Origin of the sequence: Lebetimonas sp. JS138, from assembly GCF_000523335.1 — a bacterium.
In the GTDB taxonomy this organism is placed as follows: domain Bacteria; phylum Campylobacterota; class Campylobacteria; order Campylobacterales; family Nautiliaceae; genus Lebetimonas.
Genome location: NZ_ATHT01000001.1, coordinates 27,702 through 40,778, shown reverse-complemented (window position 1 = coordinate 40,778; position 13,077 = coordinate 27,702). Strand labels below are relative to the sequence as shown.

15 protein-coding genes are annotated in these 13,077 nt (G+C 25.7%); 9 read left to right on the top strand and 6 right to left on the bottom strand.

All coding sequences use genetic code 11. From position 1 onward, the window contains the following. The first annotated feature begins 224 nt into the window (after positions 1-224). From DZ67_RS0100210 to DZ67_RS0100180, 7 genes are all read left to right on the top strand, one after another. Positions 225-671, top strand: coding sequence for a PepSY domain-containing protein (locus DZ67_RS0100210; protein ID WP_024786703.1), 447 nt, complete (start codon positions 225-227; stop codon positions 669-671). 9 nt (positions 672-680) lie between these two features. Then, positions 681-1,337, top strand: a complete 657-nt coding sequence (locus DZ67_RS0100205) for a response regulator transcription factor (protein ID WP_024786702.1) — start codon at positions 681-683, stop codon at positions 1,335-1,337. Continuing rightward, positions 1,327-2,625 (top strand): sensor histidine kinase, encoded by a 1,299-nt coding sequence (locus DZ67_RS0100200; protein ID WP_024786701.1) that lies wholly within the window; start codon positions 1,327-1,329, stop codon positions 2,623-2,625. The genes DZ67_RS0100205 and DZ67_RS0100200 overlap by 11 nt, the downstream gene beginning before the upstream one ends. A 78-nt stretch (positions 2,626-2,703) precedes the next feature. Next, on the top strand, positions 2,704-3,468 hold the full coding sequence (locus tag DZ67_RS0100195) for a COG4705 family protein (protein ID WP_024788971.1): 765 nt from the start codon (positions 2,704-2,706) through the stop codon (positions 3,466-3,468). Positions 3,469-3,486: 18 nt separating this feature from the next. Next, positions 3,487-4,395 (top strand): ABC transporter ATP-binding protein, encoded by a 909-nt coding sequence (locus tag DZ67_RS0100190; RefSeq protein WP_024786699.1) that lies wholly within the window; start codon positions 3,487-3,489, stop codon positions 4,393-4,395. Continuing rightward, a complete protein-coding gene (locus DZ67_RS0100185; RefSeq protein ID WP_024786698.1) occupies positions 4,392-5,150 on the top strand; it encodes an ABC transporter permease in 759 nt (252 codons plus the stop codon). Before DZ67_RS0100190 ends, DZ67_RS0100185 begins: the two co-directional genes overlap by 4 nt. Then, positions 5,147-5,659, top strand: a complete 513-nt coding sequence (locus tag DZ67_RS0100180) for a hypothetical protein (RefSeq protein WP_024788970.1) — start codon at positions 5,147-5,149, stop codon at positions 5,657-5,659. Before DZ67_RS0100185 ends, DZ67_RS0100180 begins: the two co-directional genes overlap by 4 nt. A gap of 74 nt (positions 5,660-5,733) precedes the next feature. Here DZ67_RS0100180 and DZ67_RS0100175 read toward each other — a convergent pair whose 3' ends face one another. The 6 genes from DZ67_RS0100175 to DZ67_RS10165 form a co-directional block, all read right to left on the bottom strand. Then, positions 5,734-6,795 carry a L,D-transpeptidase gene (locus DZ67_RS0100175; RefSeq protein ID WP_024786696.1) on the bottom strand — a complete coding sequence of 354 codons (1,062 nt, stop codon included), beginning with the start codon at positions 6,793-6,795 and terminating at the stop codon, positions 5,734-5,736. Between the two features lie 150 nt (positions 6,796-6,945). Then, complete coding sequence (locus tag DZ67_RS0100165) at positions 6,946-7,836, bottom strand: ChbG/HpnK family deacetylase (protein ID WP_024786695.1); 891 nt, start codon at positions 7,834-7,836, stop codon at positions 6,946-6,948. Continuing rightward, positions 7,833-8,387, bottom strand: a complete 555-nt coding sequence (locus DZ67_RS10355) for an LssY C-terminal domain-containing protein (RefSeq protein WP_255327390.1) — start codon at positions 8,385-8,387, stop codon at positions 7,833-7,835. Before DZ67_RS10355 ends, DZ67_RS0100165 begins: the two co-directional genes overlap by 4 nt. 179 nt (positions 8,388-8,566) lie before the next feature. After that, positions 8,567-8,854, bottom strand: coding sequence for a hypothetical protein (locus DZ67_RS0100155; RefSeq protein ID WP_024788968.1), 288 nt, complete (start codon positions 8,852-8,854; stop codon positions 8,567-8,569). Between the two features lie 62 nt (positions 8,855-8,916). Then, positions 8,917-9,201 (bottom strand): DedA family protein, encoded by a 285-nt coding sequence (locus DZ67_RS0100150; protein WP_024786692.1) that lies wholly within the window; start codon positions 9,199-9,201, stop codon positions 8,917-8,919. Then, entirely contained in the window at positions 9,198-10,988 is a 1,791-nt protein-coding gene (locus DZ67_RS10165; protein WP_024786691.1) for a glycosyltransferase, read from the bottom strand. Before DZ67_RS10165 ends, DZ67_RS0100150 begins: the two co-directional genes overlap by 4 nt. A 117-nt stretch (positions 10,989-11,105) precedes the next feature. On the opposite strand from DZ67_RS10165, the gene DZ67_RS0100140 reads away from it, so the two are divergent. Both DZ67_RS0100140 and DZ67_RS0100135 read left to right on the top strand, forming a co-directional pair. Then, positions 11,106-11,807 carry an EI24 domain-containing protein gene (locus tag DZ67_RS0100140; RefSeq protein ID WP_024786690.1) on the top strand — a complete coding sequence of 234 codons (702 nt, stop codon included), beginning with the start codon at positions 11,106-11,108 and terminating at the stop codon, positions 11,805-11,807. Next, positions 11,785-13,029 carry a bifunctional DedA family/phosphatase PAP2 family protein gene (locus DZ67_RS0100135; RefSeq protein ID WP_024786689.1) on the top strand — a complete coding sequence of 415 codons (1,245 nt, stop codon included), beginning with the start codon at positions 11,785-11,787 and terminating at the stop codon, positions 13,027-13,029. Before DZ67_RS0100140 ends, DZ67_RS0100135 begins: the two co-directional genes overlap by 23 nt. Positions 13,030-13,077 lie beyond the last annotated feature (48 nt).

Below are 13,077 nucleotides of genomic sequence, written 5' to 3'. Positions count from 1 at the left end.
GAATAACCTCCTCTACTGAAGGAAAATATTTTAAAAGCTACTACTTTGAATGGAATAAGCCTTCATATTCTGTTTTTTTTAACGAAATTTAAAGATTCTATTAAATTAGTGCTAAATGATTCTTGTTTATAAGAAAAACTCAAATAAAAATTATTTTTTTATTTTTGATTTATTTAGAAGATATATAATTTGGCTGCAATAAAAAAAACATTAAAGGATTTGACATGAAAAAAAATTCATATTTTGTTAAAAGTATGGTAATATTAGGTTTAGTTGGAAGTGTAGCAATGGCGGGAGACATTGAAACAAATGATGATGGTGGAAAAGATGTAGTAATAAAAAGTTCCATTCAAATTGCAGGTTCAGAAATCAGTGAAAAAAAAGATGCAAAAATAGGTGCTTTAGATGTAGCTAAAAAAATTAAAAACAGTTTTCATAACGGTAAAATAACTGGTATTAAGCTTGAGGATATAGATGGAAACTTAGTGTATAAAGCAGAAGTTTTTAGTAATAATAAAACTACAGATATATATGTGGACTCAGGTAATGGTAAAATACTAAGTGTTGTTTCTGATAAAGTTGATGATTCTGATCAAATGGACAATAAAGAAAATATCAACAACAGTGACGAAAGTGAAAATGATAACGGAAATGACAATAATGACAATTAGGAAACAATAATGAAAATTTTAATTGTAGAGGATGATTTAAACATCCTCTCTTTATTAAAAGAACATTTAAAGGAGGAAGGCTTTATTATTGATATTGCGCAAAATGGAGCAGATGGTGAATATTTGGCAATACTAAATCAATATGATGTTATTATTTTAGATTGGATGCTGCCTGAAAAGAGCGGTATTGATGTTTTAAAAACATTAAGAGAAAAAAATATTACAACACCCGTTATAATGCTTACGGCAAAAGGTGATATTGAAGATAAAATAAAAGGATTGAAAACAGGTGCTGATGATTATTTGCCCAAACCTTTTAGCCTTCAGGAATTGCAGGCAAGAATAGAAGCTATTTATAGAAGAATGGTTTTAAACGGACAAAATATTATTAGCATAAAAGATATTGTTATTGATACAGATAAGAAAATTGTTAAAAAAAAATCTTCAATTATTGATTTGACGGCACAGGAATACGAACTTTTAATGTTACTTGTAAAAAGAAAAAACTCTTATGTTTCTAAAATGATGATAGAAGAATATTTATGGAATAATGAAAAAATTAATGAAAGTAATTTAGTACCTGTAATAATTTACCATTTAAGAAAAAAACTTGGTAAAAATTTTATAAAAAGTATAAAAGGTTTAGGTTATAAAATTGAAACATAAAAGTATAAAAATAAAAATACTGTTGTATTTTGGATTAGTTTCATTTATATTATTTACAATATTTACAATTTCTTTTTATATCCTTTTAAAACAAAAAAATATTTCAAATATCAAAAATGAATTATATACACAAGCATCAAAAATTGAAAACTCTGAAAACTATCAAAACAGAAAATTTAAATATCCTTTTTTAATTGTAAAAAACAATAAAGTAATTTATAAATTTGGGAAGTTTGAAATAAAAGATAAAATTTTGTTAACTCGTATAAAAAATAAAAAAAATTTTTTTGCCCTGCATACAAATGGTCATGAAGATGTGTTTTATGCTTTAAAAGATGATAACCGTTATATTTTAATTGCTAAGAATAATTTTGATGATAATATGGAAAGCTTTATCTCTATTTTAATTTTTCTTGAAGTGTTATTATTAATTCTTTTTATTTTTTTAGCAAATAATATTTTAAATAAAATTTTAAATCCTATAAAACAAATTAATAAAACAGTAAGAAAAATAAATATAAATAATTTGAATTCTTATATAAATTTTTCAAATAACGGTAAAGAAATAGATGAACTTGTTGATAATTTTAATAATATGATAGAAAGATTAAAAAACGGTATTGAAAGAATTGAAAAATTCAATAGCGATGTTTCTCATGAGCTTAAAACTCCTTTAACTGTAATTGATATGAGCATTGAATTAGCGTTAAAAAAAGAAAGAAACATTGAATATTATAAAAATACTTTAAAAACATTACAAACTGAAATACAAAAAATTGAAACGATAATTAACGAATTATTGTTAATAACAAAATATGACAAATATAGTGTAAAAAAAACATTTTCAATATGCGATTTTAACAGTATTTTACTTGATGTAATAGAAAAATATGCTTCAACAGCTCAAAGAAAAAATATAAATATTGAATTATTGAAGTTTGAAAAAATTGAAAAAGAAACAAATTGCTTTTTAATTAAAACTATTTTTAAAAATATTATTGATAATGCTGTTAAATATACTCCAAGTGGGAAAAATATTTACATTTCATTATATTTAAAAAATAAAAAAGTATATTTTATTGTTAAGGATGAAGGGATTGGAATACCTGGTGATAAAATAGATAAAATAACAGAAAGATTTTACAGAACTGATGAAAGCAGAAATAAAAAAATAGAAGGTTATGGACTCGGGCTTTCTATTGTTAAAAACTTCTTAAATTTAATTGACGGTAATCTTCAAATTGTTTCACAACTCAATAAAGGCACTATAGTAACAGTAATTTTATGAAAAAAATTATTATTTATTTTTGATTTATTTTACCCTTGTAAACTTTTATTGAAAATAATCTAATCAAGGAGTGAATAAATGAATAATGCAAGTACAACAATTAACAGAGTTGCCGGTTTAACGGTATTTTTCTGGATAGTTAAAATACTATCTACAACAGTTGGAGAGACTGTTGCTGATTTTGTTAATGTGGATTTAGGTGTTGGACTGGTAGGAACGACTATTTTAATGGGTGTTATTACAATAGGTTCTGTTATTTGGGATTTGAAATTAAAAAAATATTATGCACCTGCATACTGGTTTTTGATAGTTATGATGAGTATTGAAGGGACTTTAATCTCAGATTTACTTGTTGATGGATTAGGCGTTAGTTTAATTACGCTTGATGTGGTATTTACTATTGCTATGTTGGCAGGATTTTATTTGTGGTACAAAGAAGAAGGAACTCTTTCTATTCATAAAATCACAAATGACAGAAGAGAGATTTTTTACTGGCTTATAGTTCTTATAACTTTTGCACTTGGAACTGCTGTAGGCGATACTGTATCTGAACATTTAAATTTTGGTTACTTAAATTCTTTAATGTTATTTGGCGGTATTTTTGTATTGGCTGGTATTTTATTTTATATGAAAATGTTAGACGGTGTTACAGCATTTTGGCTTGCATTTATAGTTACAAGACCAGTTGGAGCATCATTAGGTGATTTATTAATTCAAGCACCGGTAGATGGAGGTTTTGGTATTAGTGCAGGAGTTGTAAATACTATATTCTTAAGCATTATCATAGCAGTAGTTGCTTATTTAACTGTTAGCAAAGTGGATGTAATACCGGCTGAGGATTAAAATATAAAAGGAAATATTATGGATGCAATCAATATTAGAAACTTACATAAATCTTACGGAATCAGTGAAGTTCTAAAAGGTTTAAATATGAGTATCAAGCAGGGTGAAATTTATGGTCTTCTTGGACCAAACGGAGCAGGTAAAAGTACACTCATTCGAGTAATTCTTGGCTTGCTTCCATATGAAAAAGGAGAGGTGTTTCTTTATGGAGAAACATTAGAAAAAAATATACATAAGTTAAGTAAGGAGATTAATGCATTACCTGAGTTTTTTGAAGCATATAACTGGATGAAAAATGTAGAGTATCTTCAGTTTTTTGCAGATTTATATGGTGTTGATACAAGCACTCAAAAAATAAAGAGCTTACTCGAAAGTGTCGGTCTTGATCCTGAAGATAATAAAATTGTTGGTGAATATTCTCAGGGAATGCGTAAAAGGCTGGGGCTTGCCAGGGCTTTAGTAAACAATCCTAAACTTCTTATTCTTGATGAACCGACCAATGGACTTGACCCAAAAGGCCGCAGAGAAATTCATAATCTGCTTTTAAAGATTAATTGTAACAACAAGACTACTGTTATACTTTCAACACATATATTGGATGATGTTGAGCGTTTATGTAATCGTATAGGAATTTTGGCTAATGGTGTTTTACAATATGAGGGTGCTTTACATGAGCGCACACAACAGAAGCACTATAGATTTCGTTATGAAATATCGGATGCGGATTTTAACCCCAAAGAGTGTGAAAGTGAAAATATTCATTTTATAAATAAAAAAGAGTCATGGATAGAATGTGAAATTAACAATATTACTCCTGATACCGCTTTAAAAAATTTATTAAGTAAAGGTATAAAAATCAATCAAGCAATTGCTTTGGAAGGTTCTTTGGAGTATCTTTATTTTAAAGTAACAGGGGGTGTAAAATGATGTCTTTTTCAAAAACTTTAATTAAAAAAGAGTTTGGGGAACTGTTTTTTTCAGTAAAGGGTCTTTTTTATTTCTTAGCGGTATCTGTTATACTGTCTCTCTTTTCTATACTTTTGGTTACCAATACGGAATTGAGTCTTTTAGACAATGCACAGGCATTATATATGATAAGCGGAATTGTACTGGCTTTAATGATGCTTATATCTTCCGTTTACGGCAGTGATGCTATTGCAGGTGAAAGAGAGCGCAGAACACTTGAAACATTACTAATAACCCCTATTGACGCTAAACAGATTATTCTTTCTAAGCTTGCTTTTTCATCATTTCTTTACTTTTTACTGTTTTTTATAGGATTACCATATTTTGTAGCTGTTGGAAGTAGCGGGCAAAATGTTGTGGTTGGACTTGTATATCTTTTTTTTATTGGTTGGATGCTTAGTATTATTTATACATCTGTTGCTATTTTAATATCTCAATTTATAAACAGTATGAAAAACAGTTTGATGATTATGCTTGCTATAGTGCTTATTTCATCTACTCCGTTACTTATTTCCCCGGTAATGAGAAAAGCAGGGCTTGGTAAAATTATGGATTATGTAAATCCGTTTGGTGATGCGATAAATATATTAGATTCTGTAATTATTGATAGTGAACCATTTTCTGTTCAGGCAATCCGAATGGGAATTATTCTAATATATGCAATTGTATCTATTGTTATTGTCGTTAAAACCACTAAAAAGGAGAGATTATTATGAAAAAAATTATTTTATTTCTTTTAATTATGTCATTTTCCCTGTATGCTCAAAGTGTTTCTATTGATTTTAAAGCGGAAAAATTGTCTAAAACATTACAAATGGGGGATAAACCAACATTTTATTCCACTATTACAAATAACTCAAAAAGTGAGCTAAAAGGTGTGGTTCTTTATTTATCATTGGTAAATTTAGATAAAGGGAAAGAACATCCTGTAGATTTGGAAGATTGGGCTGCACAAAAGGCTGTTCATATCTCCAGTTTACCTATTAAAGGGGTATATCAAACTAACTGGACTATTCGTTTGATTAATTCAGGTCATTACGGACTTTTTGTTACAGCTGTTTTGCCTGATAGCAACAAACCATTAACAAGTAGTATTGTGCATTTTTATGTAGCACCTAAAAAAACAGTTGTCCCATCAAGAATATTACCTGTAGCTATAGGTGTTCCTTTTATTATTATTTTTGTTATGATAATATTGTGGTGGCGCAGACGCAAAATCAAATAACTGCATTAAAAGCATTTTCAAAAATCGTTTCTCTTTGATGAATAAATCATTCTCAAAGAGAAACGAAATAAATATTATCTAAATTTTTTAATCAGTTTGATATTATCTTTTAATTTCAATGAAGAATCTATCACAATTACATATTTACCTTTTTTACCATCAATAATACCGCTTTTATTTAATATTTTGTCCAAATTAGAACTAATTCTAATACATCCCCTTGAAGCTTTGTGACCCAATAATTTAGTATCTATAGGATTTGTAGAATGTATTGCCAAATGCACTTCTCTAAAAATATGCGAATTATCATCTATAGGTATATTGTGTTTTCCCAAATAAAAAATTCTATTATTTTTTGCTCCATATTCTTGAAAATTTGTTTTATCTGTCTTCCAGTCACCTCTGAGATATTTTTTTCTATTGATAATCATAATGGGTGTTTGAAAATATCTGTCATTTCTGCTGTTTAATCTCGGATTTCCTGTTGATACTTTTGAAGAGCCTATATAGCTAATATTATTATATTTTTTGTTATAATTAAAAATAAAGGCTTTTTGAATTCCTCTATCTACCAAAAATATAAACTCTTTGTTTTTTAGGTATATTAATCTATCATTGATTAATTTTCTAATTATATTTCTATAAAAAAGAAAATTTTTATAAGATATAGAATGATATAAAAATTTAGAATGAATTAAATAATTTTTTAATTTTTTGGTTGTAAAATTTCTTAAATCAGGAATGTCATCATTTTTATTTGTAAAATTAATTTTTGATATCAAGTATATTGTTTTGGGTTTTAGAATTAATGGTTTATTATCTAATATATTTATATAAGAATGAAATCTATTATTCCAATTATATAGTCCTAAATTATGAAAGTTTTCTTTTACAAAAATAGTGTGAATATGTAAATAAGGAGCTTTTTTTGTATAATATGTTCTTATTTTTAAAATACTTTTATCCATTAAAACAGGCGATAAAAATTTTTCTACTACATAATCTTTGACTTTATAATGTTTTGACATTGTTTGTGAGTAATTAAATGCATGCAAGTTATTAAACGTAAAAGCCGGTATAAAAAGCGTTTTAATAAAGGTAAATTTTAATGAATTATTTTTGTTAATTAAATTCATTTTGCTATCCTTTAAACAAAAATTTTTTATAAAATTTTATAGTTGCAAAATAAATTAAATATAAATTTTGTAATAAAAAACGTTAAAAAAGATGAAAAAGGAGTAATTATTTGTGAAGAAATTGTAAAAAATTTTCTAAAAGTAAATAAATTATAAATTGTATCTAAAGCTATTTACAAAAATTTGTAACTCTTTAGACAACAATAAATTTTTCTCTTTTTTTCTGTTTTTATGCAGATACCATTTTTTGAACTGATTCTCTTCAAATTCTTTCGCTTCTTCTTCTGAAATATATCCGGGATGAAGTAATATTTCTATATTATTGGAATTTTTTGCATTATTTATCTCTTTTTTGATAGTTTTCAGTTTCATATCTCCACAAAACAGGGTATTAACGAATTTATCATTATGTTTTATATTTTCTTTTTGAAATTTTTTAATCATTTTGTTTGATAATTTATTTAATAACAAAAATACAAAAACAGGTATTCCCAAATATTTTACCAAATCATCAAATGAACTAATAGATATTACGAAATCACTTTTGGGAACTCTTATATTTAAAATCTTTATATCCATTTCATTTTTTAATTCAATTAAAATATCTGTAATAAAAGGGATTGTGTGAAAATGCTGATGAGAATCAATATTTATATCTTTTGTATTTAGCTTTTGACAATACAATATTATCTGATTTTTAAACTCTTCTTTTATCTCCTCTTTTATAGCTTTTCTTTTATCTTCATTCCATAAAAAATAGTATTCAAAAAAAAGTCTTTGCCAACTTCTAAAAAAACATCCTTTGTTATCGGTTAAATAATGAAAATTTTGTTTTGAAAGCTGTTTGCCTTCTGTGATGTTTAGATGAAGCACTTTTCTGATGTTTTTATTTTTAATTAATTGCAGTGAATAATCTAATGCATCACTGTTTACAATAATACTTACAGAATTTAATACCCCCTCATCTATACATTTACATATAACTTCTGATATATGTTTTGTATTGCCATAGTCATCTGCGTGGATAAATATCTGTTTCATTTTATATTACACTCCAAAATTTTACCGTCTGTATAAAACATCTGCTCTTCACTTGCTTCATTGTCGCCTTTTATCTCTTTTATTTTGCATTTTGTCTGAATATATTTACAACTAACATTTAAATCTTTTCTTGATTTTAGATATTTATAGAAAAAATCCCTGCTTTTATCGATATTTTTAGATATTTTATGAATAGGAGTGAAAAAATAATGATAAAAAGTAAAATCATATCCGTTATCAAATGAAATTGTTGCATAATATTTTTTAAATGAACTGTTTTTATCTTTAAAAATCCAAAATCTTATATGCTCTCTTTTAGAAAGTGAATTACTTTTATACTGATAAGCAAAATTTTGAGACACACCTAAAAAATATAATGAACTTACTGGCGGTACTTTATCTTTTAAAAGATTAATATATTCTCTAAAAGAGATATGATTATGACCGAAAATATCGTTTTTTATCCAGTCATGATTTAGAATTTCACTTAAAGATAATTTAGAGATTAAAATAATATTTATAGGCTGTATTATATGTTTTGGATTATCAATGTAATATGTACCGAGATTTTTGCAAGATTTTATTTTTTTAAGTAATTTAGTATTATACGGATGGGGGTTGTAATGTGTTTTATGCGGCTGGTTAATAAAAAATATAAAAAAGAGAAAAGAAAAATAAATTATTGTGGAAATAATTAAAAAAACTGTAGAATGTGTTGTTAAATATTTGATTAAATATTTTTATGTTTTTTTAAATTATGAAAAAATTTTATTTTTTTTAAATAATAAAATAATAACAGACAAATCAATAAGATAAAAACAACAAATATAAAATATCCTGAAACAAAGCTCAGAATTTTTTCAAAATGTCTGCCGAAAAGATAGCCTATTATAATAAACTGGCCTATACCTATTATCACTCCTGCTGTTTCAAAAGGAAGAAATTTTTTATAATCAAGTTTATAAACACCTAAAATAAAAGGCGTCACCCATGAAAGAGGTCCTAAAAGCCTTCCCATAAATGCACTAAAAGCTCCATAACGCCTGAATATTTTCAGACCTTTTTTATAATTTTTTTTGTTTATAAAATATTTAAAAAGTATAACTGCATTCCATATTTTCTGCCTAAAAAATAGCTTATATTATCTCCAACTATCCCTCCAAGATATAAAACAAATGTTACAATCCAGATATTTAGTATTCCCATTCCGGCCAAAATTGCGCCGCTTAAAAAAACAATTTCTCCGTAAATAAAAAACGAAAAACCTATAACGGTCTCAAGCATAGAACCGAAAAATAAAATAAAATACGCTATTTCTTTGTATTCAATTAATATTTTTATAAAATGATTTATTAATTCGCTCATCTGTAAATTGTATATTCTTTATTTCTTTTTTTGCTTTTAGGCATAACTGCCTGTAAAATCCATTCAAAAACAGTTTTAAAATATCCGTTTTTTATAAAACGTCTTGTTGATGAATAAACTTTATCTGTATTTACAAAGAAAAAATCACCGTAGATCAATAAATATTTTATAAATTTTAAATCTTCGGAAAAATTAAGTTCTTCATCAAACCCGATTTTTTTAGCAATATCGCTTTTTGCAATTTGAATAGAATATGAAGTTTTAGTAAATTTATGAAAAATGTCAAAAATTTTAAACCATAATTTATCATAAATTGAATTACTATCAGACGGTTTTATTGAAGTGGTTCCTATATAATAAGGTTTATTACTGTTTTTATTTAAAAAATTATTAAGCTCATTTAAAAAATCTTTTTCAAAATATGTGTCGCAGTCTAAAAAAATAACATAATCGCTGTTTTGAGAAATATGTTTCAAACCTTCGTTTTTTGCAATAGATATGCCTTTTTTGCTTTTATAAACTTTAAATTTATTATTTTTTTGTTCGTATTCTTTTAAAAGTTTATAGCTGTTATCTGTTGAGCCGTTTTCAACTGCAATAATTTCGTAATTTTCATATTCAATTTCTGATAATTTTTCAAAAACTTTTGGCAGATATTTTTCTTCATTATGCACTGGGATAATAATTGAAAAAAAATTTTTTTTAAAATACGATTTAACGGTTTTATCTATTAAATTAATGGCTTCTTTTGTTTTTGATGGAAAATCAAAAGGTTTTATGTTTTGAGTCTGTGCGTCAAGTTCTGTTAAATCAAAATTATCTTCATCTCCAATAACAAAATATCCTTTATGTTTATGATATCTGGCCAGATATTCCTGTTCGGATGAGTTTTTTGTAGGAAACAGAATTGCTTTTTTTTCAATTTCAACCAAATCCATAATAGTTGTATAGCCTGTTCTTGAAATTATTTTTTTAGCTCTGTTGAAAAGTTCAAGTCTAAGTTCTTTAGTTACATTTGGATAAATTGTTATATTATGCTCTTTTATTTGTCTAATTTCATTTTTTGTAAGATCACCTAAAACAAAAACCTTTTTACCTTCAAGTTTTTTAGCTTCTTCAATAAGTTTTGATATAAAATGTTCTTTTTTCTCTAACAGATATCCGCTTATAACAAACAGATAGTCTATGTCTTTTTCCAAGTCCATTTTTTTATAAGAAGAGAGTATACCTATGTATTTATGATTAAAAAATTTGGTTAGATAATTGTGGGAAAGTCTGCCGGCTAATGAAAATTTGATATCTTCAAAATCAGGTATAAAAACTGTATTAAAATTCCTGAAATATAAAATATTACCTATATCACTTAAAAATTTAAAATATTTAAAAAAATTATCAACTGCAAATGATATTTGATGAGAAAGTAAAAACGATGGTATTTCTTTTGAATAAATTCCGTATCTTCCGTCACTGAAAATAAAATCATAATTTTGCGAAGAGGTTTTTACAAAATTGTTTTCTTTTTTTATTATTAAATTTGTTTTTATCAAATCTTGTATTAAATAAAGGTAATAACAAATTCCATCACCTCTTTCAAGCGGAGGGTAATCCTCAATTTCAATAAAATTAATATTATTATATTCTTTTAGTTCCTCTTTTAAGAAATTCAAAGCATTTGCATAGCTTATAATATCAATTTTATACTCTTTTGCAAAATGTTTTATAACAGGAAGTGTTCTTGTTGCATGTCCAAGTCCAAGTGAACTTATTGCAAAAAGCGCTTTTTTCATTTTTTACCTTTTTTTTGTTTATTATAAATAGAGCCAATGAAATGATAATGAAAAAAATTTCATTTTCATTTCAGTATAAACTATTAATATTTTAAAAATAAGGTACAAAGGAGATTTATGATTGAAATATTTATAAAATCTATAAAAGATTTGTTTGATAAAAAAATATTATTAACTTCGCTTATTCCAATAATTATTGCGGCATTTTTTTGGGGAGTTGTGTTTTTTGTGTTTCACACTCAAATACATAATTTTATACTTTTTATAATTTCTCATATTCCTTTTATAGGAACTAATAATTTTATAGCCAATTTGGTTGAAGCAATAGGTGGAATACTGCTTTATTATGAGCTTTTAATTATAACATCTGTTATGATTGCAGGTATTATAGCAGATAAAATTGTTGAGAGAATAAATGAAAAATATTATCATCTAAAAACAAACGGCTTTGGAAGATTTATAGGAAGTGTTGTTGTTTCATTAAAATATAATATTATATTTATTATATTGTTTATTATTGCACTGCCTTTAATGTTTGTACCTGGATTAAATATGTTGGTACATCTTATTTTATGGGTAATTTTAATTAAAGAACCCCTTTTTTATGATTCACTAGCGATGATAGCTGATAAAAAAGAATATTTTACTATTAAAAAAAGATATAAATTTTCTATTTTGGTTTTATCATTTATTTTGGCTGCTTTATTTTTAATTCCCCTTTTTGGTGTTTTTGTTTATATTATCCAATTAATTTTATTTACACATTTCAATTTAAATAAATTAAAGGAAATCAGAAATGAATCTGCATCAGCTTATTGAACAATTTTTTAATTACATGTCTGTTTTCCCAAAAGATACAGTTAATTTAATACTGCTTAGTGTTTTATTTGTCGGTTCAATTATTGAATCCCTGCCGGTTTTGGGAATGTTTTTTCCAATGGAAACTTATACTGTTATTTTAGGGATTTTCGCATACAAAGGGATTGTAGATTTAAAAATAGCTATTTTAACTGCATTTTTAGGCTTGCTTATAGGTGATATAATAGGGTTTTATTTAGGCAGGAAATTAGGAGAAGAATATATAAAAAGTCATGCTAAAAAATTAAAAATTACACCCCAAAAATATAACAAAATAAAATTTTTAATAAACGATAATTTAATTAAAGCCCTCTTTATAGGAAGGACTACCAGTATAACCCGCTGGATTGTCCCATTTTTAGCCGGTGCAAATAAGGCTAATTTTAAAAAATTTGTTCTTGCAAATATTTTAACAGGAGTTTTCTGGGCGTCTGTTTTTATTTTGGGCGGATATTTCTTAGGCGATATATTTGAAATTTATGGAAAATATTTCGGTCTTGGGGTTTTAGCCGCCACAATTATTGCTTATTTTATATATAAATTTTACAAACATTATCAAAAATTTTTTCAAAAAGAAGATACAAAACTTTTAATTTTAAACATTTTCGGGCTTTATCTTTTTTTTAAAATGCTTGAAGATGTAACCGATTTGGAATTAATTACAAAATGGGATTTTTACATAAGTTCACATATTCATGAAATTTACAATCCTTTACTTAATAAAATAATGATTTTTATAACATCTCTTGATAATCCTTTGGAAGTTACGATGATTATAATTTTAATAGTTTTATTTTTAATTTTTAAAAAATTATATTATAAAGCTTTGTTCTTTATTTCGTCAGTTTCAGGTGCGGCGGTATTATTTGAAATTATTAAAAATATAGTAAAAAGACCGAGGCCCCCGCATTATTTAATAGAAGTAGGAGGTTATTCTTTCCCATCAGGTCACGCCACATTAAGTACAGCACTTGCTTTTAGTTTATATTTAATTTTTAAAGATAAAGTGAATAAAAAAATACTGCTTATTTTGTGTATAATTTATCCTCTGTTAATTTCATTTACAAGAGTTTATTTAAATGTTCATTATCTAAGTGATGTAATAGCAGGAATTGGACTTGGGCTTTTTTGGGTCAGTTTAATGGCAATGGTTTTTAAATTGGTAATGAATAAATTAAAATAAGTAATATTTTTAAGTTTTATAGTAAAAACTGTATAATTTCTTAAAAAG